The organism is Gordonia paraffinivorans NBRC 108238 (assembly GCF_000344155.1).
Classification (GTDB): domain Bacteria; phylum Actinomycetota; class Actinomycetes; order Mycobacteriales; family Mycobacteriaceae; genus Gordonia; species Gordonia paraffinivorans.
The window spans coordinates 38,455-59,787 of record NZ_BAOQ01000018.1; the positions used below are offsets into that span (position 1 = coordinate 38,455).

Below are 21,333 nucleotides of genomic sequence, written 5' to 3' on the forward strand. Positions count from 1 at the left end.
GTGTGGAGGTCCGCCGGCACCCTGGGCATCCTCGGTGGCAGTCGGGAGACGGCCTCAGCCGAGCGCTCCACGCTCTTTCAATTCGGCGATCCGCTGCGCGTCGAGTCCCGCCTCGCGCAGGATCTCCTCGGTGTGTTCACCGAGCGCGGGGGGGTGTCCCTATGGTTTGGTCAAGCGGGGGCAGCAGCGGGGGTGCGGTAGAAGGTCTTGTTCTTGAGCATGGCGTAGAGGACGTCGCAGCGACGGCGTGCTAGACAGATCAACGCGGCATTGTGCTTCTTGCCCTCAGCGCGTTTGCGGTCGTAGTAGGCGCGACTGGTCGGGTCGTGTAACGCGGCGAAAGCGGACAGGAACAACACCCGTTTGAGTTTGCGGTTACCCGACCGGGCGGGGTGCTCACCACGGATCGACGAGCCGGAACGGTGGGTCACCGGGGCGATACCGGCGTAGGCCGCCAGATGCGCCGCAGAGGCGAACGCCGAGCCGTCACCGACCTCGAGCAGGATCCGCTCGGCCGACAGATGGCCCCGCCGGTACTCGGCACGGCGGTTGACGACCCACTGACCGATCGCGAACCCGTCGATCGTCGCGCCGCGGGGAGGCGAGCTGGAACCATGCATGGTGGCGTAGCGGTGCAGGTGGGCGATCCCGGTGTCGAAGAGACGGTCGTAGGCATTACCACGGCTGGTCGAGCCAGCCTCATCCTCGTTCGACGATGCGGCACAGCCTGTTTCAGGCCGCTCTATGCGGGGGTCCACTCGAGTCCGAGGAGTGTCAGGGCGCGGGCCAGGTGTGGATCCGCGGCGTCGATGGGGGAGTGGTCGACCACGTTGATGTGGGGGCTGATGTCGGGGTCGGCGGCGCGTTCGTAGAGCGCCCACATGCGTAGCTGGTCGCCGTGGCGGGAGTCGAACTCGATGCCATCGACCGCGGCGTGTCCGTGGTCGGTGCGGGCGTAGAGCCAGCGGGAGATGGCCTGGGTGAGCCCGCGGGGCCGCCCGTCCCGCAGAGCGGCGGTGTCGAGGTCATCGAGACCGTAACGGATCGCGAGCGGCCGAAACACCGTCCGCAGGGTGGCGAGGCTGTCCGGGTCGGCGGGCACCGCGAACCGTCCGGTCAGGGTGGCATGGCCGAGCATCCGTGCCCCACACCACGATCGCGGGACGCGCCCGGGCGGCAGCGTGGGATAGTCCTGCTCGTCTTCGTCGTCGACGACGATGTCGTCGAGCTCGGCGATCAGTTGCGGGCTGGGTCGGGCGAACGCGAGAACTTCGAGGTAGCAGGCCAGGGGAGTGTCGGCGCAGTACAGGGTGCGCCACACCCCGTCGGGGTCATCCCAGCGCCCGGCGAAACGGCCGTCGGTGGCGTACTCCCACGGCGTCCACTCCCACGGACTCGGCGCGTACCCGACCCGATAGATCGGTGTGGCGGTCCGGATGCTGGTGGTGATCGGGCCGTGCAGGGTGCCGATCGTCGACGTACTCGGTTGGTTCATCCCACCGCGGCGAACTGGCGGGCAGCGTTGAGCACCTGGGGGCCGACGTCAGCGAGCTCGCCATCGCGCAACAGCAACGCCGGCGCCCGGTCGTCGAGGACCGGGTTGAGGCCCTGGAACCACGCTTGGGCGACGGCGGGGGTGTCACGTTCGGTGATCAGCCGGGCGGCGCGGTAGGCGATCCGAAGCCGTTCGACGTCCTCGGGGTTGGCGATGGTGCGGGTGCCCTCCGCCCACTGCCGCACCGCCCGGGTCTCGCTCACCCGACCCAGGTAGGCCACAAGCTTCGCGCCGAGCAGATCACGCAACGCAGCCACGAGTTCGGGCTGCGACATACGTGCCGCTTCGGCATAGGCGGCCAAATCCGGCCGCGGATGTGCTGCTGTCATCATGATCACCTCCCGATCCCAGTATAGATCCCGTAAGGTGTGACAGCTAGATACCAGCGCGGATGTCAGCGCCGACACGCGGGATCGGCGCGAGCGAGCTGAATCGGATCAGGAGCGGTGGACTGTCCAGTGTCAGTCCGGGAACTCGGTCGTGATGCGGCCGGATGATCCGCTCGGCCGACTGTCGGACTTTGCGGTAGTCGACCCGGGCCGCTGGCGACCCAGTGGCCGAGGTCGACACGGAATCCTTCGATCGCTCCGTCCGGGTGGGGCGAGCTGCACAACTATGCACGGCCAGTAACGGGGGTGAAGTCGGCGTCCCCGGGCAGGGTCGAGGTGATGCTGTTCGTGGATCAGTCGATCACCAACACCGCGAGTCCGGAACCCCGCGTCGACCGCAGCCGCGTCGTGATGACCATGGAGAAGGTCGACGGACGGTGGTTGGCGAGCAAGGTCGACCTGCCCTGACCCGCTGCCGGAGTCGCCGGCAACCGCGGCGACCGTCGGCGGTCAGCCGCCGTGCCGGTGTCGATCGGGTCGTGGCGGCCGGTCCGGGTTCTGTCCCGGGACCTGGCCGTCGGACTGCGGCCTCCGGGAGATCGGCGGGTCTCCTGCCGGTCGGAGAGCCCATCCGGGGACCCAATGGGTGACCTTCTCCTGGCGGTCCTTCGCGGTGATCGTGTAGGTGACCTTGCCGTACCAGGCACCCCACTCGTCCCGGCCCCACTCGGTGAGGACGCCGAGGTGGACCGACCGGATCTGCAGGCCGTCGGGGTGGTACTCGCCCACGAAGTGGGGCGCGTTCGGGAAGAGGGCACCCAGGTCGATGAGCACGGCCTTGTGCCCGACGCGCACGAACGACGGCCGGTGAGGCCTGCCGGTGTCGCCGCCGATCCACTTCATGCCCACCACCACAGTTTCGCACGTATGTTCGAGTCGCGGCAGGCTGGTGCCCGACGCCTGCGGACCGGCTCCACGATTCCGCCCGGTTGAGGCATATCCCTCAATCTGTTCCGTGGCGTGCGAGGGTCGCCGACGCATGTGAAACTGATGGCATCACTGAAGAAAGTGCAGGTGAAGGCGATGAAAGATCGTTTTGTTGGTTGCCTTCTGGGTGGTGCGGCCGGCGACGCCCTCGGGGGATCGGTCGAGTTCATGTCGCGCGACGCCATTCTCGAGCGGTTCGGCCCGGCGGGGATCTCCTCGTATGCCCCCGCCTACGGCGGGATCGGCACGATCACCGACGACACGCAGATGACGCTGTTCACCGCGGAGGGGGTCCTGCGGGCGTGGCTGCGGGACTGCGACGGCGGGATCTCGTGCTTCGCGGCGTCCACCGCGAGGGCGTATCTGCGCTGGTTGATCACGCAGGGGGAGCAACCGCGCCACGGCGTTCTCGCGATGTCGGAGCGATCGAGCTGGCTCTCGTCACACCGTGAACTTCACAGCCGGCGAGCTCCCGGCAACACCTGCGTCAGCGCCTTGCGCACGACCACCAGGCCCGGTACCGCCGCGACGAACAACAGCAAGGGCTGTGGGGGCGTGATGCGCGCCGCCCCGATCGGGTTGTTCGCCGCGCGAGCCGAATGGTCGGCCCCGGGCACGTTCGAGCTGGGCACCGCGATCGCCGCGCTCACCCACGGGCACCCGTCGGGATCGCTGCCCGGAGGTGTCCTCGCGGTGATGGTGCGCGAATGCGTCGAGGGTGCGACGCTCGACGCGGCGGTCGCCGCCGCCAAGGACCTGCTGCGCACCAAGCGCGAGCACGAAGAGACCCTCGCCGCGATCGAACTGGCCGAGAAACTCGCCTCCGACGGCATCGCCGCGGACGAGGCCATCTCGCGGATCGGCGGAGGCTGGGTCGGTGAGGAGGCGCTCGCGATCTCGATCTACTGCGCGCTCGTCGCCGACGACTTCGAACACGGCGTCGTGCTCGCGGTGAACCATGGCGGCGACTCCGACTCCACCGGCTCGATCACGGGCAACCTTCTCGGGGCGCGGGACGGGTCGGGTGTCATACCCGAACGGTGGCTCGAGCCGCTCGAACTGCGAGATGTCATCACCGAGGTCGCATCCGACCTCTACGACTTCGTCGACTGGGAACTCGACGCGCCGGTGGCGGCCCGCTACGCGGGATTCAAGTCGGCGGTCTGAGGCAGGTGACGGGCGGCGGCGGTCAGCCCGCCGCCGGCACCCTCACGCCCGCGTGGGCGAGGAACCGCTCGACGAGGCGGTCGCACCTGGCCTCGGCGTCGGCGGACGAGTTCTCGATGTCGGCGACAATGCCCTTCGTGTCGACCTTGCCGTCGTCGATGCCCGACCTCGGGCTCGTGAAACCCTCACGCCAGGCGCGGAAGACGTCGGGGGTGATCTCCGGGTGGAACTGGACCCCGAGGTGAGGGCCCGAGACATACGCCTGGACCCCGGCGTCGTTGCGCGCGACCACTTCTGCGACGCCTGACACAGAGACCGTGTCGTGGTGGTACTCCATCCACGGGCCGGCCTCGACCAGATCGGGTCGAGTGGTGTCGACCGTCGTGAATCCGTGCTCGGGCCGGGCGCTCGGCGCGACCGAACCGCCGAGCGCGCGCGCCAGGATCTGCGACCCGAAACACACGCCGAGGATCGGGACGCCCCTCGCGATCGCGTCCTCGAGGTAGGTCAGTTCCGGCCGGAGCCAGGGGAGCGATTCGTCGTATGCGGAGTCCGGCGAGCCGGTCACGCACACGACGTCGAAACCGGCGGGATCGGCGAGCGGTCCGTCCTCGACATCGCGGATCTCGACCGAGAACGCCCGGTTCCGGAACGCCGGGAGCAATGTGCCGAGTACGGCTTCGCGCCATTCCGGCCGGACACCGTGAACCAGAGCGAGAACCCTGCCGATCACCCGAACTCCTCTCTGTCAGTTGCGACCACAGGGTAGTCGTCTACGGTGGCCCGGCACCGGTTCGGAGACGACCGTCACCGGCGCGCTTCGTCCGGAGCTTTGAATCACGGCAGGTCAGCGCCATCCGCCGACGCGGACGAGTTGCGCAATCCACACGCCACGGTCAGGTTGCCGATCGGTCACAGACATCGGATTGGGTCCTTGCTGTGCGTCGATGGCGGCAACACCCTCCCGCCCGGGAGGCGTCGGCGGCACGGAAGGCAGGATTCATGACACCGACGGTCATGGCGGCCCCACCGCGAGGCGGGCGTCGCACATCCAACCCGACCGGGACCGGCCGTTCGGCGTTCCGCGAGGACGTTCATGTCCTCTGACTCCGGAACCCGTTTGCTCGCAGGGGCTTCGGGGGTCGGCTTCATCCTCGCGATCTGCGGATCGAATGCGATGACGCCGCTGCTGCCCGGGTACATGGACCGTCACGGATTCGGACCCGCCGCCGCCGCGGTGCTGTTCGCGATGTACTTCGTCGCGATCATCGTCATCCTGATCATCTCCGCCCGCGGGCCCCTGATCCGCCACTCCCGCAAGGTTCTGCCGATCGCGTTCCTGACCGCGATCGCCGGTGATCTCGTCGAGATCGCGGGCGCGTGGATCCCGTTGGTGCTCTTCCCCGGACGCCTGATGACCGGAGCCTCGGTGGCGCTGAGCACCGGGGCCGCGGCGGCGATGATGGTCGCCGCGAAGGGGGAGCAGGGACGCGCGTTCATCGCGAGAGGCTCGCTCATCGGCGCCGGCGCCGGACTGATGGCCGCGATCCTCATCGCCGTCTACCTGCCCTGGCGCCTGGTCACGGTGTACGCCATCCACGCCATCGTGATGGCGGTGTGCCTCGGGGTCCTGTTCGCCGGCCTGCGCGCCGCGCCCGACCTGCTGGCGCCGGGCAGCGACCCGATGCCGGTCGGCGACGAGGAACCCGCCGAGGTGCCGTCGGACCGGACCTGCGACATCGAGATCGCCGCCGATCGCTCGCGTTCGCGAGATCCGGGCGCATTCCTGATCGGGGCGCTCGCCTGGGCGATCGGCGCCCTCGCGGTCGGGGCGATGCCCAATGCGATCCTGGCCACCGGTGCCAGCGACTCGCTCCTCGTCGCACAATGCGTCGGGGGTGCGTGCCTGCTCGTGTCGATGATCGCGAACCTGGCCGGGATCGGGTTGCGGGTCCTGACCGCTCTTCCCTCCGTAGGCCTGCTTCTGATGGTGGGATGGTCGGTGGCGATCGCGGGTCTCGTGACCGGCCACCTCGGGATCATCGTGCTGGGCACGGTTATCGGCGGGATCGGCCAGGCCGGTGGGTACCGCGTTGCGCTGGCGTACAACACGGTGGGGCTCTCGGCGATCCAGCAGGGACGTGTGGCGTCGAGGTTCTCGGCGTTCGCCTACGCCGGGGCCGGGGTGATGGTGGTATTCGACGGTGTCGCCGGGCAACTCGGCGGCACCATCGGCGGTGCGGTCACGACGGCGGCGGTGTATGCCGTGATCGCCGTGATCGCCATCGGCCTGGTGATCCGGCGATCGAGGCGGAGCGCAGGGTCGACAAAGGCGGCGGGCACCGCCACGCTCAGCGGCAAGGGGGCGCCCACCCAGGTGGGCCAGTCGGCGAGCCCGAGTCAACGGTCTCCGTCACGATGAATGAAAACGCATGACAGACACCGTCTTCCGCCCTCGCCGACAAGAGTGGACCGCGGGACTACGCATCGGGATTCGAGAGCCGGGGCTCTTATCCGTTGCGGGTCGATACAGGTGATCCAGTCGGGTTGTCGACGAGCTGCTGCGTTCGCGCGACGACGATCGATACGATGCACACGGCTTCATCCCGATCGTCGTCGAAGACGCGGTGGGGGATCGCGACCGGGCGATCCCTCACGCCAACCTCTTTGACATGCAACTGAAGATGGCCGAGGTCTGGCCGCTCGCGCGCGCCCAGGAGTACCTCGGGCAGTTGACCGCGGCCGCCCGATGACGGCCGACACCTCAGGAGGACACCACTCATGACCACCACCGTCGTGGCCGGCAACCCGAAGCCCGGTTCGCGGACGCTCGACGCCGCCACCCGACTCGCCGAGGCGCTGACCGGCAGCGCACCCGATCACGTCGTCGACGTCATCGAATTGGGCGCAGGTCTCCTCGGTTGGGGCGACGAGAAGGTCACGGCGGCCGTCGACACCGTCGCCTCGTCGGACCTCGTCGTCTTCGCGAGCCCCACGTTCAAGGCGACCTACACCGGCGTGCTGAAGCTGTTCCTCGACCAGTTCGCCACCGGGGAAGGGCTCGAGGGCGTCACCGCGGTCCCGCTGATGCTCGGCGCGGGGCCGGCTCACGCGATGGCTCCGGACCTGCTGCTGAAGCCGGTCCTGGTCGAACTCGGTGCCACGTGCCCGCTGCCCGGCCTGTACCTGATCGACTCGACCTATACCGAGGACACCCGGATCACCGACTACGTCGAGCGGTGGATGCCGGTACTGGGCTGAACCGGTTGGCGGGGTCGTCTATCCCTTCTGGGTGCGACGGCTGCCGCCGTGCCAGTCCTCCTGCTCGCCGACCTCGGCGTCGGAGACGCCGAACGACCGTAGCTGCGGCTTCTCGCGCAGGCTGCGCTTGAGCTCGGCGAAGCCGGGAAAGCCCGCCAGGCCTATGACGTGATCCCACAGCCTGACCGCGTCCTCGTCGCTCGGCAGGCGACTGATCACGGGCCCGAAGAAGGCGACGCCGTTCGGTGGCTGGAAATGGATGATCGGGGTGCCCACATCGCGACCCGTGAGAGCCAGCGCCTCCTCGGTCTCGGCCTTGATCTCCTCGTCGAAACCGGTGTCGTCCAGCGCGGCCGCGTGGTGGGTGGGCAAGCCGAGGTCGTCGAGAACGGCGGTCACGTACTCCGCGGTGCCGCGGAAATCCGTGCCGTCCGCCGCATACGAACCGCCGGGGTGCTCGTCGAAGAAGCGTCGGCCCCATGCGGCGTAGAGCGGATCGATCGCGTCGGGTCCGTGCTCGCGGCGGACGCTCGCGGCCACCCGGAGCAGGCGCAGGCCCGCGGTGTGCCCGGCCTCGTACTCGGGCGGAAAGTGCTTCGCATAGTCGATGTGCGCGTTGAGGACCCGAAGCGAGATGAAGCGCCACTCGACGGCGTACTCCCGCTGGGCCCGGACCTTCCGCACCCATTTGCTCGTCATGTACGCGAACGGGCAGACGGGGTCGAAGTAGAAGTGGATATCGGCATCGGCCATGGCGTCGACGGTAGTCGAGTCGGCTGTGGAGTCACGCGGGGAACCACTTTCGAGCGCGTGCGGTTCGGGTGCTGCGCCCACGCGACGCCGGCCTTCGTGAATTGCTGGTCGCTGACCGAGGAGTTCGAACGCGAGCTCCTCGATCGGATCGGCGGCCGGTCCCGGCTGCGCTGCGTCCACTTCTGACGACCTCGTCCGGAGGTGCCGTGTTCGGAGATTCCTCCCGGAACGACGAAGCGCCCCGGGCGGAAAGCCCGAGGCGCTTCGGTGTCGGCGTGTGCCGGATCAGACCTCGACACCCACCGAGGCGAGTGCCTCGTTGAACGTCTTGCTCGGACGCATGACGGCGTCGGTCTTCTCGTTGTCGGGGTAGTAGTAGCCGCCGATGTCGACGTGCTTGCCCTGCACCGAGTTCAACTCGTCGACGATCTTGTCCTCGTTGTCGGCGAGGGTCTTCGCAAGCGGCTTGAACTTCTCGGCCAGCTCGGCATCCTCGGTCTGGTTGGCCAGCTCCTGGGCCCAGTAGAGGGCCAGGTAGAACTGGCTGCCGCGGTTGTCGAGCTCGCCGGTCTTGCGTGACGGGCTCTTGTCGTTCTCGAGCAGCTGGCCGGTGGCGGCGTCGAGTGCCTTGGCCAGGATCTTGGCCTGCGGCTGGTCGAACTTCTTGCCCACGTCCTCGAGGCTGACCGCGAGGGCGAGGAACTCACCCAGCGAGTCCCAGCGGAGGTGGTTCTCCTCGATGAGCTGCTTGACGTGCTTCGGCGCCGAACCGCCCGCACCGGTCTCGTACAGGCCGCCGCCGGCCATCAGCGGAACGATCGACAGCATCTTGGCGCTGGTGCCGAGCTCCAGGATCGGGAACAGGTCGGTCAGGTAGTCGCGCAGGATGTTGCCGGTGACCGAGATGGTGTCGAGGCCGCGCACGACGCGCTCGAGGGTGTACCGCATCGCGCGGACCTGCGACATGATCTGGATGTCGAGGCCCTCGGTGTCGTGCTCGGGAAGGTACTTGTGGACCTTCTTGATGAGCTCGTTCTCGTGCGGGCGGTACGGGTCGAGCCAGAAGACCGCGGGCATGCCCGAGTCGCGGCAGCGCTCCACGGCCAGCTTGATCCAGTCCTGGATCGGGGCGTCCTTGACGATGCACAGACGCCAGATGTCGCCCTCTTCGACGGTCTGCGTGAGCAGCACCTCGCCGGTCTCGAGGTCGGTGATGTTGGCGGTGCCGCCCTCGGGGATCTCGAAGGTCTTGTCGTGCGAGCCGTACTCCTCGGCCTTCTCCGCCATCAGGCCGACGTTCGGCACGGTGCCCATGGTCCGCGGGTCGAACTGGCCGTTGGTCTTACAGAAGTTGATGATCTCCTGGTAGATGCGGGCGAACGTCGACTCCGGCATGACGGCCTTGGTGTCCTTGAGACGCCCGTCGGCGCCGTACATCTTGCCGCCCGCGCGGATCATGGCCGGCATCGAGGCGTCGACGATGACGTCGCTGGGGGAGTGGAAGTTGGTGATGCCGCGGGCCGAGTCCACCATCGCCAGCTCGGGGCGATGCTCGTGGCACTTGTGCAGGTCGTCGATGATCTCTTCCTTCTGCGAAGCAGGAAGGGACTCGATCTTGGCGTACAGATCCGAGAGGCCGTTGTTGACGTTGACGCCGAGCTCGTCGAAGAGCTTGCCGTGCTTCTCGAAGGCATCCCGGTAGAAGACCTTGATGGCGTGGCCGAAGACGATCGGGTGCGAGACGCGCATCATCGTCGCCTTGACGTGGAGCGAGAACATGACGCCGGTCTTGTAGGCGTCGTCGATCTGCTCCTCGTAGAACTTGATGAGCGCCTTCTTGCTCATGAACATGCTGTCGATGACGTCACCGTCGGTGAGCTCGACCTCCGGCTTGAGCACCAGGGTCTTGCCGGAGTCGGTGATGAGCTCCATCTTGACCTTGCGGTCGCCCACGACGGTCATCGACTTCTCGTTGTGGTAGAAGTCGCCGCCGCGCATGTGCGCGACGTGGGTACGCGAGGCCATCGACCACTCGCCCATGCTGTGCGGGTGCTTGCGGGCGTACTCCTTGACGGCCTTCGGCGCGCGCCGGTCGGAGTTGCCCATGCGCAGAACCGGGTTCACCGCGCTGCCGAGCACCTTGCTGTAGCGCTCGCGGATGTCCTTCTCTTCGTCGGTCTTCGGGTTCTCCGGGAAGTCGGGGAGGTCGTAGCCCTTTTCCCGCAGCTCCTTGATCGCGGCCAGCAGCTGGGGGACCGAGGCGCTGATGTTGGGGAGCTTGATGATGTTGGTGTCCGGCTTCTGGGTGAGCTCACCCAGGCGTGCGAGGTTGTTGGGAACCCGCTGGTCTTCGGGCAGCAGATCGGAGAACTCGGCCAGGATTCGGGCCGCGACCGAGATGTCACTCGTTTCGACGTCGACGCCGGCCGCTCCGGCGAACGTACGCACCACCGGCAGGAAGGCGTGCGTGGCGAGCATGGGTGCTTCGTCGGTCAACGTGTAGATGATGGTCGGCTTCTGGGTGCTCATGCCTGATGATCTCGATTCTGTCTGTAATTTCCGGTGTCGCCGGCGACCTTGTGAGTCAGGCTTCACCGTTACCACGCTTGCGGTGTGCTCGTGTGACAACTACCCCCTGATTCTGCCCCCTGTGATGAGCCTCGCGTTCAGGGGCCTCGGGTCTGGCGTTCGGAGGGGTCGGCACGCTGGGTCTTCATCCCTCCACTCCATACCCGGTGGCAGCGCATGACCGTCACGCGGCCTCGCGCTCGACGTGACTGCGTGCGTGGGCGATCGCCTCGTCGAGGGTGTCGACGAGATGGTTCTCGTGGCGCAACTCGTCGATGACGCCGACCCCGTCGAGCAGCTTGAGGTGCTCGGGCTGAACGCCCTTGATGATGACGGTGATCCCCCGTTTCTCGAGGTCGGCGACGATCTCGGCGAGGGACCGGGCGCCGGTGGCGTCGAGCATGCCGAGGTGGGACATGCGGATGATCACGACCGAGACCGACTCGTTGCGCTCGGCGCCCTCGGAGATGGCCGAGGTGATGCGCTCGGCCGCGCCGAAGAACATCGCGCCGTCGAGGCGGAGCAGGGCGATGCGCTCGTCACCGGGCCGGGTGGGCCCGGGCAGCGGTTCGCGGGTGACGCTCGCGCGCTTGGCGACCTGACGCAGCGCGAAGAACGCCGCGACGACGATGCCGATCTCGACCGCCTCGATGAGGTCGAGGGTGATCGTGATGATCGCGGTGACGACGAAGATCAGGGCATCCGAGCGGGTGGAGCGCAGGATCGAGCGGACCGTGCCGACCGACACCATCCGAAACGACGTCACCATCAGCACGCCGGCGAGTGCGGCGAGCGGGATCTCCGACACCGGTCCGGTGGCGAGGTACACGACGCCGAGCAGCAGCAGCGAGTGGGTGATCGCGGCGACTCGGGTGCGGGCCCCGGACCGGACGTTGACCGCGGTGCGGGCGATCGCGCCGGTGGCGGGCATGCCGCCGAACAGGCCGGAGGCGATCGAGGCGAGACCCTGGCCGGACAGCTCGCGGTCGGGGTCGTAGGGGCCGGTCGGAGACATCGTCGCGGCGACGCGCGCGGACAGCAGCGACTCGATCGCGGCGAGGGCGGCGATCGCGACGGCCGCGCCGGACATGTCCTTGAGTGCCTCGGCGTCGACGTGCGGGATCGACGGGGCGGGCAGCGACGACGGCAGCTGGCCGATGGTCGCCACGTCGAAGACGTCGGTGAAGTAGACGATCAGCGTGACGACGATGACCGCGGTCAGCGACTCGGGGATGGCCTGGTGGACGCGGGGCAGGACCACCATGATCACCGCGACCATGGCGACGACGGCGAGGGTGGCCCACGCCTTGGACCAGTCGGCATGCGCGACGATGTCGATCGCCGCGTTGAGGGTGCGCTGGCCCGACGGCGCGGTGGTGTTGAACGCCGCGGGCACCTGCTGCAGGAAGATTATCGCCGCGATGCCGAGGGTGAAACCCTCGATCACCGGCCACGGGATGAAGGTGACCGCGCGCCCGAGCCCGAAGACGCCGGCGAGCAGGACCAGCAGGCCTGCCAGGACCGTGACCATCGCGATGCTGCCCAGGCCGTGCTGGGCGACGATCGGCGCGAGGATCACGGCCATCGCGCCCGTCGGCCCGGACACCTGGACGTGGGAGCCTCCGAAGATCGCGGCGACGAGGCCGGCCACCACCGCGGTGATGAGACCGGCGGCGGCCCCGACGCCGGAACTGATGCCGAAGGCGAGGGCGAGCGGAAGCGCGACGATGCCGACGGTCACGCCGGAGAGGATGTCGGTGCGCCAGCTGCGCCGTAGGCCCTTGTAGTCGCTGCGACGGGGGACGAAGCCCTTGAGGCGGGTGAGGGTGTCGGTCAGTGCTGATGATGTGCTCACGAGCGTGTCACCGGTGGGAGTGAGGAAATGGCGTCGAGCTGCTCGCGTTGGGCGTCGAGCGTGTCGACGAGGAACGTGCGGGCGATGACCAGGAGGTCGGAGATCTTGGGGTGCGCGAGTTCGTAATAGACCGCGTTCCCGACACGGTTGGCGGTCACGACGCGGTGGCGTTTGAGGACGCCGAGGTGTTGCGACAGCAGTGTCGGTTCGAGATCCGTCGCCGCCAGCAGTTCGCTGACCGGTGTCGGATCGCCGTTCGCGCTCAGCACCTCGAGGGCCCGGATCCGGGCCGGATGCGCGAGCGCCTTGAAGAGGTTGGCCTTGATCTCATACAGCGGCGCGTCTGGGCCGGGATCGGGCACGGCTCGCTCCTGGTGCGATCGGCGTCACGAGTTGACGGATTGATGGATTGCGAAAATGCTCAATCCACTGTAGCGCACACGGCAGCGCACCCCGCGGACGGTGCCCGCGGGGTGCGCTGAGGTGCCGGGTATCGGCGTCGGGGGGACTACCGGTGGAGGTCGAACCGATCGTTCTCGGAGACCTTCACCCACGCGTCGACGAAGTCCTTGACGAACTTCTCGGCGTTGTCGTCCTGGGCGTAGACCTCGGAGAGTGCGCGCAGCTGCGAATGCGAGCCGAACACCAGGTCGGCGGCCGTCGCCGTCCACTTGGTCTCACCGGTCGCGCGGTCGACGACCTCGTAGACGTTCTCCTCGGTGCCCGACTTCCACTCGTACTTCATGTCGGTGACGGTGCGGAAGAAGTCGGTGCTCAGCACGCCGGGACGCTCGGTGAACACGCCGTGCTTGGAGCCGGCGTAGTTCACGTCGAGCACGCGCAGGCCGCCCAGGAGGACAGTGAGCTCGGGAGCCGTGAGCTTGAGGAAGTAGGCGCGCTCGAGGAGATGATCCTCGGGACGGCCCTTGTCGCCGGCCTTCTGGTAGTTGCGGAAACCGTCGGCCGGCGGTTCCAGGACCTCGAAGGACTCGACGTCGGTGCTCTCCTGCGAGGCGTCGGTGCGGCCCGGGTGGAACGGCACGGTGACCGGGTGTCCCGCGGCCTCGGCGGCCTTCTCGATCGCGGCCGCGCCGCCCAGGATGATCAGATCGGCGACCGACACCTTCTTGCCGCCGGTGGCCGAGTCGTTGAAGTCCTTCTGGATCTGCTCGTAGACCGGCAGGACCTTCGCCAGCTCGCCCGGCTCGTTGACCTCCCAGTTCTTCTGCGGTTCCAGGCGGATGCGCGCGCCGTTGGCGCCGCCGCGCTTGTCGGTGCCGCGGAAACTCGCCAACGACGCCCAGGCCGTCTTGATCAGCTGCTGCTGCGAGAGCGACTCGAGGAGTGTGCCCTTCAGCGACGCGATGTCGGCGTCGTCGATGAGCTCGTGGTCGACCTTCGGCACCGGGTCCTGCCAGATCTGGGGCTCCGGGACCCACGGTCCCAGGTAGCGCTCGATCGGGCCCATGTCGCGGTGGAGCAGCTTGTACCAGGCCTTCGCGAAGGCCTCTTCCAGCTCCTCCGGGTGGTCGAGCCAGCGCCGGGTGATGTCGCGGTAGATCGGCGACTCACGCATCGAGATGTCGGTGACGAGCATGGTGGGCGCACGACCCGGGCCGCCGAACGGATCGGGGATCGTCCCGGCGCCGGCGCCGTCCTTGGCGACGTACTGCCAGGCGCCGGCCGGGCTCTTGGTCAGCTCCCACTCGTAGCCGTACAGGGTCTCGAGGAAGCTGTTGTCCCACCGGGTTGGCGTCGGGGTCCAGACGACCTCGAGGCCGCTGGTGATGGTGTCCTCGGCCTTGCCCTTGCCGTAGCTGGACTTCCAGCCCAGGCCCTGCTGCTCGATCGGGGCCGCCTCGGGCTCGGGGCCGACCAGGTCGGCGTCGCCGGCGCCGTGGGTCTTGCCGAAGCTGTGACCGCCGACGATGAGGGCGGCGGTCTCCTCGTCGTTCATCGCCATCCGTGCGAAGGTCTCGCGGATGTCGTAGGCCGCGGCGATCGGATCCGGCTTGCCCTCGGGGCCTTCGGGGTTGACGTAGATGAGACCCATGGTGGTGGCGCCGAACGGCTTGGCGAGTTCGCGCTCACCCTCGCCCGAGTAGCGCTTGTCGGTGCCGAGCCACTCGTCCTCCTGGCCCCAGAACACCTCCTCCGGCTCCCAGATGTCTTCGCGGCCGAAGCCGAAGCCGAAGGTCTTGAAGCCCATCGACTCCAGGGCGACGTTCCCGGCGAGGACCAGCAGGTCGGCCCAGGAGATCTTGTTGCCGTACTTCTGCTTGATCGGCCACAGCAGGCGGCGGGCCTTGTCGAGGTTGGCGTTGTCCGGCCAGCTGTTGAGCGGCGCAAAGCGTTGCGCGCCTTGGCCGCCACCGCCACGGCCGTCGAAGATGCGGTAGGTGCCGGCCGAATGCCAGCTCATGCGGATGAACAGGCCGCCATAGTGGCCGTAATCGGCCGGCCACCAGTCCTGCGACTGGGTCATCAGCGAGACCAGATCCGCCTTGAGGGCGTCGACGTCGAGCTTCGCGAACTCCTTCGCGTAGTCGAAATCCGGTCCCAGCGGGTTGGACAGCGGTGAATGCACGTGCAGCCTCGACAGGTCGATCTGCTCGGGCCACCAGTCCTTGTTGGTCAGCGGCGCATGTGCTTTCGGCTTCGGCGACGGGATCGCCGGGTTCTCGCTCTCACTGGTGCTGTCGGTGCCGGCGTCGGAATGGGGTGGGCGGCTGTCGGATGTCACGAGATTCCTTTCGATGGTGAACTCGATCGGGCTGCGATCACAGGCGTGATCAGGTCGGGGCTGAACTGACACACTCCGGGCAGAGTCCCCAGAAGATGACCTCGGCTTCGTCGAGCAGGAAGCCGTGGTCCTCCGAAGCGGCCAGGCATGGGGCCTCGCCCACCGCGCAGTCGACGTCCTCGATGGCGCCGCAGGAGCGGCACACGAGGTGATGGTGATTGTCTCCGGTGCGGCATTCGTAGCGCGACAACGACCCTGACGGTTGAAAACGGCGGAGGAGTCCGGCGTCGGTGAGCGCCCGCAGGACGTCGTAGACGGCCTGGCGGGACACATTCGGCAGGGTCTGGCGGACCACGCCGAAAACGGTGTCGGTGTCGGCATGTGGGTGATCGGCGACCGCACGCATGACCGCGACCCGGGGCTGCGTGACCCTGAGGTCCGCGGCCCGGAGTTGCTGGGCATAGTCCGGTGTCGATGCCACGGAACCCACCATAGGAGCGCGTCTGGGGCTGTGCGTCGTTTTTCTGGATCTGATCAAAACTCGTCCCCGAATTCGCGGTGCCGTTGCGTGATCGCGACGGCTCACCGACGATCCGGGTCGACTTCCGCTGTGCTGATGTGTCTGTTCGGGGAAACCGGTATCCTGCGCGCTCCGCATGCAGATATGCCCCGCCGACCCGGGTGGATGATCCCAGTTTTCCGTTGCGGCGCTTCGGGGTTCGCGTCAGCCGCCGATCGGGAGCGTGACCCTGTCGGGGCGCAGGTAGTCTTCGGGGTCGCGCAGGTAGCGGACCTCGGGGGCGGCGTCGACCGACGACAGCGCGTCGAGGAAGGCGCGTTCGCGGCTGACGGCCGGCGTGGCGATTACCGGGAACCAGTCGTCGTGGTGGTTGGGCACGAAGATCCTCGGTTGCAGTGCGTCGATGTAGCCCACCGCGTCCCCGAGGCCGTTGGTGATCTCGTTGAAGCCCTGGATGGATCCGACATGGAGATCCACCGGCCGAAGGCGGCGAAGCGCGGCGACGATGTCGGGGCCGGCGGGGTCCTGGCCGAGCGGCCCGACGGAGTCGTTCCACACGACCGTGCGCCCGCCGACCTCGAAGGCGTAGAGGACCGCGCCGCCCTCGGGGTCGTTCAGATGGCCGGCCAGTCGGCGGAGTTCCTCGGGACGCGGCGGCTGGACGAGGAGTCGACCACTCGGCGGGATCGGAAGAAGCGGGGCATGTTCGCCCGTGGGGGCCTTCATCGTCGAATGCAGGTGCGGCAGGGCCCGCACCGTGATCCCGGGTAGTCCCTGGTAGATGTGCAGGCTGCCGGGGCGTGCGCCGGAGGGAACCGCGGCATCGCAGGACACACCGGGCGCGGCCGTCGTGCGGAAGTGGGCGCAGTGCGCGGCCGAGCCGACGATCCGTGCTCCGGACGCCCGCGCGATCTCGGCGGCATCGGCGGCGTGGTCGAAGTGGCCGTGTCCGATGAAGATGTGGGAGGGCTTGATCGCCGCGATCTGGGCCCTGCTCGTGGGGACGTGTCCGGTGTAGACGTTCGGCACCCACGCGTCGGTGAGGAAGACGTGGCCGGCCATGGCGACCGCGAAGCCCGACACCCCGAACCACGAGAAGACGATGCGGTCGGCGCGCAGGGCGCCGGTCGTCTGGTCGACGTTGTGTTTTCCGAACACCGCTGACCGCGCCGCGACCAGGGTGGCGTCGGGGTGCGCGGTCGCGGCCTGCGGAACGGCGAGCCCGGCGAGGGTCAGCAGAATCGACAGGACCACGACGAGGCGACGGCGCATGTCGAGAAGTGTAGGTCCCGGGAGACCACGATCGGTCGGGTTCGCTTCGGCACCTCGCGTACACGACGGCAGTCGCGTCGGTGATGTGCCTCATCAGGGCGTGGCGCGCCCGACCTGGGGCGACGGGCCGACCCGGAGGCCCCTCGACGGCGTACTCGAGAGGACCGAGCACGGCGGAGTCGATGACGTGTCCCGCGGCGACCGCGGGCGGGGGTCGCCGGTGCGCAGCCCTAGGCGCAGGCCGGGGCGGGAGAGTCCTCGGACAGCGGCTTGCCGAACGGCGTCACGTACACGACATCGAGGATGACCGGAACCTTCCCGAGGTTGGTGCCCTCGTGGACGTTGGACTTGCCGCCCGGTTCGACGATGATGTCACCGGTCTTGTAGACGACCGGCTTGCAGTTCGCATACGGGTGGGTGAGAGTGCCTTGACGGACCAGGGCGTAGATGTCGGCGTCGTGGTAGTGCCAGCCGGTGGTCCCGCCCGGCTCGATCTTGATCTGGCGGACCTCGACATGCGCCCCCTTGGGGACGAACGGCAGGAGGCCGGCCGGGATGTCGGTGTGTGCCAGTGTGACCGCCGAGACCCCGGACGAGGGGGTCGCGTCGGCGGCCGTGGTGCCGATGAACATGGGGGTGAGTGCGGCGGCCGCGGCGATCGCGGCAGCCGCCGAGGTGCGGAGGATGCGGGGCATGCTGAGAAGATACGGCGCTGCGGCAGCCGTGACCTGCGGTTGTGGTGAAGAGGTCTCGATCTTCGTCTGCTCAGGTCAACGGTCGGCCGAATCGGCATCGCACTCGCACATCCCAGAGGAGAAGGCGAAAACCGAGCTGTTGTCGCCCGTGCAGATCGGTGCGGCGGGCGTCAACAGATGGGGCGCGACGAGCGGACGGCGGCCGCCACCGGGTGGTGACGACCGCCGTCGTGTGCGTGATGTGTCAGCTGTCGATGCCGACCAGTTCCTTGGCCAGATCGGCGAAGCGGATCTCGATGGCCGAGACGACCCGCTGCCGGTTCTTGTGGGTCTCTTCGTAGGCGAGGGTGACGCGAAGGTCCTGCGGGGTGTCGAGCTCCTTCACCGCCGCGATCGCATCGTTGACGTTGAGATCCGCGTAGCCCTCGACCGGGAGATCCTCGGCGTCGACGGTGCCGGTGAACTCGCGGAGCTGATGCAGCGCATCGGCCGCTCCGTCGGCGCCGTTCTCGCGTGCGCTCTCCTCGACGGCCTCGAGGGCGGCGTCACGTCCGGCGGCGACGGTCTTGGAGACCGCGGTGCCGGCGTTGCCGAGCGCGTCACCGGCGCGCGACGCGGCCTCGGTGGCCTCGTCGACGGCGGTGGCAAAACGATTGCGCACCAAGGTGATCGGGTCCGGAATCTGACGGGCGATCTCGGCCGTGCGGTCGAGCGCCCACGAGGCGCCCACTGCGGGTGCGGTGAGTGCCCGCGCGGCCAGTCCGCTGACCCACTGGCTCGGACCGCGTCGCAAGGCGGTCGGACCTCCCAGCGCTTCTTCGGCGAGCACGGTGGTCAGCCATTCCACGGTCGCGGTGTGGGCGGTGACGAGACCGTCGGCCAGCTCGACGAGGTGGGCATCCTCCTGGCCGGTGGCCAGCGCCTTCAGGTAGGTCGCCCGGGCGAGGAGTCGCTGCTCGAGGGCGAGGTCGTCGAGAAGTGCCTCGTCGAGCGGCTGTGCCTGTTCGAGGAGGGTCTTGGTGACGGCGCCGACGCGTCCGAGCACGGGGCGGATGACGTCGACGAGGCCGCCGCGTTCACGGAGGGCGCCCTCGATGAGGTCGGCCCGCTTGCGGGCGTTCTCGGCGTTCTGTGCCAGTTCCTTGCGGATGGCGTCGGTCCTGGCCTGGGCGTGCCGGGTCTCGGCGACCTGGATCTCGGTGTGGGTGAGCGCGAGGATCGCGCGAAGCTGCTGCTGGACGGTGGTGGTGGAAACAGTCATGCTCGCTCCCTTTCTCTTGGGTGGGGACGCGTACACCTCGAGGGTTGCCACGATGCGCCGTCTTGTAACGCGCGTTTTCGGATTCGCAGCATTGCGTCACCGAGAGATGCTGTGGCGCAACGTGTTCAGGAGATCATGAAGTGAGTCACAGCAGGATGGCAGGGAAAGACAAAGCGCCCCAACCCGACATCGTGTCGGGTTGGGGCGCTATGCCCGCTTTCGGTCAGCTGTAAGTGTAGAAGCCGCGCCCGGACTTCTTGCCGAGGTGTCCGGCGTCGACCATGCGGCGCAGCAGGGCCGGCGGCGCGAAGTGCGGCTCGGCGAACTCGGCGTAGAGCGACTCCGCGGCGGCGAGGGTGATGTCGAGGCCGATGGTGTCGATCAGCGTCAGCGGACCCATCGGGTAGCCGCAGCCACCCTTCATCGCGGTGTCGATGTCCTCGGCCGAGGCGTAGCCGGAGTCGTACATCCGGATGGCCTGGCACAGGTACGGGATCAGCAGGGCGTTGACGATGAAGCCCGACCGGTCGCCCGCGCGGACCGGGTTCTTGCCCAGGGTGTCCTTGACGTAGCCGGCGACGGCGTCGGCGACCTGTGGGTCGGTGACCAGGGTCGAGATGATCTCGACCAGCGGCATCACCGGAACCGGGTTGAAGAAGTGGACGCCCACCACACGCTCGGGACGCTTGGTGGCGGTCGCAACCTTGATGATCGGGATCGACGAGGTGTTGGTGGCGAGGATGGTGTTCTCGCCGACGGCCTCGTCCAGGCGGGCGAAGATGTCGCGCTTGAGCTGCTCGTTCTCGGGTGCCGCCTCGATGACCAGGTCGCGGTCGGCGAGGTCGGCGTAGTCCAGGCTGACACGCAGACGGCCGAGCGCGGCGTCGGCGTCTTCCTGGCTCAGCTTGTTCTTGGAGACGGCGCGGCCGAGGGACTTCTCGATACGCGCACGCGCCGCGTCGGCGAACTCCTGCTTGACCTCGATGACGACGACGTCGCTGCCGGACTTCGCGCACACCTCCGCGATGCCCGCACCCATGGTGCCGCCGCCGATGACGCCGATCTTCTGCACAGTTAAACCTCCGAGTCGAGTTACAGGACAAACGGTAGTACGTCGGTCGGGCTCGGCTCAGGTGAGGTCGGGTGAACGCGCAGGTGAATCCGATGTCAGGTCGTCGAACGGCCTTCGAGGTACGCGATGCGCTCATAAAGGGCGCGAAGGGTGGCCTCCACGTCGTCGAGGAACGCGTCGACCTGGTCCTCGTTGTAACCGCGGCGGCCGATCGGGGGTTTACCGAAGGCGACGTGATGGACGTCGTCAGGAGTCAGCATGGGGTGATCTTCGCACCCGGTGCCCATCGCGCGGGGTGGTTGTCCACAAGGTGTCCGATCACAGTCGGTGGTAGGCGCCCTCGTCGGTCTCGCCGACCTGGCCGTGCCGGATGAGACGGTCGAGGTGGAGTTCGGCGGTGCGGCGCTCGACGGCGTCGACGAAGGGCATCTGGACGTGAGGTCGATAGACCAGGCGGCGGTCGGCGATCTCCTCCAGCGTCCGGGGTCGCTCGAGGAAGTCGAGCAGCCGTTCTTCCCGCCGGTGGATGACGGCTTCGTATTCGGCCAGGCGCGAACGGAATTCGCCTACTCCCTCCACGACGCCCTTCTGATGGAAGGTCCCGTACCAGCGGGCCTCGATCTCGCGGACGCGGGCGATGGAGGCGAGATAGTCGTCGACGCTGCTGCCGAGGTCGCCGTACATCGGGCCGAAGGAGGTGAGGTCGATGTCGGCGATGTAGAAGAACCCGGTGGGCTCGACGAGGACCCCGCAGTGCCCGCGCGTGTGACCGGGGAGATGGATAACCGTCGCGGTGATGTCCCCGAGGTCGAAGACGTGGCCGTCCTCGACGTCCTTCGCATCCGGGAAACCGGGCGTGAGCGCGAAGGTGTCGCCGATCATCGCGTCCACGGCGTCGCGCTCGTCGGGTGAGAGCCCGTAGCCGTCGAGCAGGGCCTGGAGGGACCGCACGCCTGCGACGTCCTCCCGATGGGCCCACTTCGTCGCGTGGAAATGGCGGAGACCTGCGATGTGGTCCTCGTGGGCGTGACTGATCATGACCGCGTCGGCACCCACCGGGTCGTGGTCGACCTCGACGGACGGATCGACCACGAGGGTTCCCTCCGATCCGCGGGCGACGACGGTGTTGCCGTAGGGGAACGCGCCGCCGTTTCCGGAGGCGAGGACGGTCACTTCGTCGTAGCGGGTCTCGGTGAAGCTCCGGGCGGTCGTCATCTGGTCTGAGTACCTGCCGTCGGAGGTCGGTGTCAACGGCCTGACGTCCGCACGGGTCTGGCGTGCATCGGCAGACAAGA

General features: G+C 68.0%; 21 protein-coding genes and 1 pseudogene. 5 read left to right on the forward strand and 17 right to left on the reverse strand.

Annotated elements, in window-relative coordinates:
- Positions 1–170: 170 nt before the first annotated feature.
- From GP2_RS22125 to GP2_RS09830, 3 genes are read right to left on the reverse strand one after another with little or no spacing between them, the layout of a single operon-like run.
- Positions 171–758 (reverse strand): IS110 family transposase, encoded by a 588-nt coding sequence (locus GP2_RS22125; protein WP_006900351.1) that lies wholly within the window; start codon positions 756–758, stop codon positions 171–173.
- Positions 743–1,495 carry an RES domain-containing protein gene (locus GP2_RS09825; RefSeq protein WP_006900352.1) on the reverse strand — a complete coding sequence of 251 codons (753 nt, stop codon included), beginning with the start codon at positions 1,493–1,495 and terminating at the stop codon, positions 743–745. Before GP2_RS09825 ends, GP2_RS22125 begins: the two co-directional genes overlap by 16 nt.
- Positions 1,492–1,884: a hypothetical protein gene (locus tag GP2_RS09830; protein ID WP_040526729.1), complete on the reverse strand. Its 393-nt coding sequence runs from the start codon at positions 1,882–1,884 to the stop codon at positions 1,492–1,494. Before GP2_RS09830 ends, GP2_RS09825 begins: the two co-directional genes overlap by 4 nt.
- Before the next feature lie 339 nt (positions 1,885–2,223).
- Here GP2_RS09830 and GP2_RS22130 point away from each other — a divergent pair, with 339 nt between their 5' ends.
- Positions 2,224–2,352, forward strand: a complete 129-nt coding sequence (locus tag GP2_RS22130; RefSeq protein ID WP_255218608.1) for a hypothetical protein — start codon at positions 2,224–2,226, stop codon at positions 2,350–2,352.
- A gap of 42 nt (positions 2,353–2,394) precedes the next feature.
- Here the strand turns inward: GP2_RS22130 and GP2_RS09835 are convergent, their stop codons facing one another.
- Positions 2,395–2,787 (reverse strand): hypothetical protein, encoded by a 393-nt coding sequence (locus GP2_RS09835; RefSeq protein ID WP_006900355.1) that lies wholly within the window; start codon positions 2,785–2,787, stop codon positions 2,395–2,397.
- Positions 2,788–2,967: 180 nt separating this feature from the next.
- Here GP2_RS09835 and GP2_RS09840 point away from each other — a divergent pair, with 180 nt between their 5' ends.
- Positions 2,968–4,038 (forward strand): ADP-ribosylglycohydrolase family protein, encoded by a 1,071-nt coding sequence (locus GP2_RS09840; protein ID WP_040526732.1) that lies wholly within the window; start codon positions 2,968–2,970, stop codon positions 4,036–4,038.
- 22 nt (positions 4,039–4,060) lie between these two features.
- Here GP2_RS09840 and GP2_RS09845 read toward each other — a convergent pair whose 3' ends face one another.
- Entirely contained in the window at positions 4,061–4,771 is a 711-nt protein-coding gene (locus GP2_RS09845) for a type 1 glutamine amidotransferase (protein WP_006900357.1), read from the reverse strand.
- Between the two features lie 363 nt (positions 4,772–5,134).
- On the opposite strand from GP2_RS09845, the gene GP2_RS09850 reads away from it, so the two are divergent.
- Complete coding sequence (locus tag GP2_RS09850) at positions 5,135–6,460, forward strand: MFS transporter (protein WP_006900358.1); 1,326 nt, start codon at positions 5,135–5,137, stop codon at positions 6,458–6,460.
- Between the two features lie 359 nt (positions 6,461–6,819).
- Positions 6,820–7,299, forward strand: coding sequence for an NADPH-dependent FMN reductase (locus GP2_RS09860; protein ID WP_006900359.1), 480 nt, complete (start codon positions 6,820–6,822; stop codon positions 7,297–7,299).
- Between the two features lie 18 nt (positions 7,300–7,317).
- On the opposite strand, the gene GP2_RS09865 is transcribed toward GP2_RS09860, so the two are convergent.
- The gene (locus tag GP2_RS09865) at positions 7,318–8,052 is read right to left on the reverse strand and encodes a mycothiol-dependent nitroreductase Rv2466c family protein (protein ID WP_006900360.1); all 735 of its coding nucleotides are present in this window, start codon (positions 8,050–8,052) and stop codon (positions 7,318–7,320) included.
- Positions 8,053–8,109: 57 nt separating this feature from the next.
- On the opposite strand from GP2_RS09865, the gene GP2_RS22140 reads away from it, so the two are divergent.
- A complete protein-coding gene (locus GP2_RS22140; RefSeq protein WP_255218609.1) occupies positions 8,110–8,238 on the forward strand; it encodes a hypothetical protein in 129 nt (42 codons plus the stop codon).
- Between the two features lie 99 nt (positions 8,239–8,337).
- Here the strand turns inward: GP2_RS22140 and GP2_RS09870 are convergent, their stop codons facing one another.
- The 11 genes and pseudogenes from GP2_RS09870 to GP2_RS09920 form a co-directional block, all read right to left on the reverse strand.
- Positions 8,338–10,581, reverse strand: a complete 2,244-nt coding sequence (locus GP2_RS09870) for an NADP-dependent isocitrate dehydrogenase (RefSeq protein ID WP_006900361.1) — start codon at positions 10,579–10,581, stop codon at positions 8,338–8,340.
- Between the two features lie 223 nt (positions 10,582–10,804).
- On the reverse strand, positions 10,805–12,475 hold the full coding sequence (locus GP2_RS09875) for a SulP family inorganic anion transporter (protein WP_006900362.1): 1,671 nt from the start codon (positions 12,473–12,475) through the stop codon (positions 10,805–10,807).
- Positions 12,472–12,837 (reverse strand): ArsR/SmtB family transcription factor, encoded by a 366-nt coding sequence (locus tag GP2_RS09880; protein ID WP_006900363.1) that lies wholly within the window; start codon positions 12,835–12,837, stop codon positions 12,472–12,474. Before GP2_RS09880 ends, GP2_RS09875 begins: the two co-directional genes overlap by 4 nt.
- 146 nt (positions 12,838–12,983) lie before the next feature.
- Complete coding sequence (gene katG / locus GP2_RS09885) at positions 12,984–15,218, reverse strand: catalase/peroxidase HPI (protein ID WP_006900364.1); 2,235 nt, start codon at positions 15,216–15,218, stop codon at positions 12,984–12,986.
- 49 nt (positions 15,219–15,267) lie between these two features.
- The gene (locus GP2_RS09890) at positions 15,268–15,699 is read right to left on the reverse strand and encodes a Fur family transcriptional regulator (RefSeq protein WP_157211671.1); all 432 of its coding nucleotides are present in this window, start codon (positions 15,697–15,699) and stop codon (positions 15,268–15,270) included.
- 243 nt (positions 15,700–15,942) lie between these two features.
- On the reverse strand, positions 15,943–17,010 hold the full coding sequence (locus tag GP2_RS09895) for an MBL fold metallo-hydrolase (protein ID WP_006900366.1): 1,068 nt from the start codon (positions 17,008–17,010) through the stop codon (positions 15,943–15,945).
- Positions 17,011–17,240: 230 nt separating this feature from the next.
- Positions 17,241–17,705: a cupin domain-containing protein gene (locus tag GP2_RS09900; protein ID WP_006900367.1), complete on the reverse strand. Its 465-nt coding sequence runs from the start codon at positions 17,703–17,705 to the stop codon at positions 17,241–17,243.
- A gap of 244 nt (positions 17,706–17,949) precedes the next feature.
- Positions 17,950–18,966 carry a hypothetical protein gene (locus GP2_RS09905; RefSeq protein WP_006900368.1) on the reverse strand — a complete coding sequence of 339 codons (1,017 nt, stop codon included), beginning with the start codon at positions 18,964–18,966 and terminating at the stop codon, positions 17,950–17,952.
- A gap of 223 nt (positions 18,967–19,189) precedes the next feature.
- On the reverse strand, positions 19,190–20,038 hold the full coding sequence (locus tag GP2_RS09910; RefSeq protein WP_006900369.1) for a 3-hydroxybutyryl-CoA dehydrogenase: 849 nt from the start codon (positions 20,036–20,038) through the stop codon (positions 19,190–19,192).
- A 107-nt stretch (positions 20,039–20,145) separates the two neighbouring features.
- A pseudogene (locus GP2_RS09915) lies at positions 20,146–20,298 on the reverse strand (DivIVA domain-containing protein); the annotation flags it as partial.
- Positions 20,299–20,356: 58 nt separating this feature from the next.
- The gene (locus tag GP2_RS09920; protein WP_006900371.1) at positions 20,357–21,253 is read right to left on the reverse strand and encodes an MBL fold metallo-hydrolase; all 897 of its coding nucleotides are present in this window, start codon (positions 21,251–21,253) and stop codon (positions 20,357–20,359) included.
- Positions 21,254–21,333 lie beyond the last annotated feature (80 nt).

Coding starts and splice junctions, on each gene's coding strand:
- GP2_RS09895 (WP_006900366.1), bottom strand. CDS start 17,010: ATGCGCCGTCGCCTCGTCGTGGTCCTGTCGATTCTGCTGACCCTCGCC.
- GP2_RS09850 (WP_006900358.1), top strand. CDS start 5,135: ATGTCCTCTGACTCCGGAACCCGTTTGCTCGCAGGGGCTTCGGGGGTC.
- GP2_RS09825 (WP_006900352.1), bottom strand. CDS start 1,495: ATGAACCAACCGAGTACGTCGACGATCGGCACCCTGCACGGCCCGATC.
- GP2_RS09830 (WP_040526729.1), bottom strand. CDS start 1,884: ATGACAGCAGCACATCCGCGGCCGGATTTGGCCGCCTATGCCGAAGCG.
- GP2_RS09905 (WP_006900368.1), bottom strand. CDS start 18,966: ATGACTGTTTCCACCACCACCGTCCAGCAGCAGCTTCGCGCGATCCTC.
- GP2_RS09835 (WP_006900355.1), bottom strand. CDS start 2,787: ATGAAGTGGATCGGCGGCGACACCGGCAGGCCTCACCGGCCGTCGTTC.
- GP2_RS09900 (WP_006900367.1), bottom strand. CDS start 17,705: ATGCCCCGCATCCTCCGCACCTCGGCGGCTGCCGCGATCGCCGCGGCC.
- GP2_RS09840 (WP_040526732.1), top strand. CDS start 2,968: ATGAAAGATCGTTTTGTTGGTTGCCTTCTGGGTGGTGCGGCCGGCGAC.
- GP2_RS22130 (WP_255218608.1), top strand. CDS start 2,224: ATGCTGTTCGTGGATCAGTCGATCACCAACACCGCGAGTCCGGAACCC.
- GP2_RS09920 (WP_006900371.1), bottom strand. CDS start 21,253: ATGACGACCGCCCGGAGCTTCACCGAGACCCGCTACGACGAAGTGACC.
- GP2_RS09865 (WP_006900360.1), bottom strand. CDS start 8,052: ATGGCCGATGCCGATATCCACTTCTACTTCGACCCCGTCTGCCCGTTC.
- GP2_RS09870 (WP_006900361.1), bottom strand. CDS start 10,581: ATGAGCACCCAGAAGCCGACCATCATCTACACGTTGACCGACGAAGCA.
- GP2_RS09860 (WP_006900359.1), top strand. CDS start 6,820: ATGACCACCACCGTCGTGGCCGGCAACCCGAAGCCCGGTTCGCGGACG.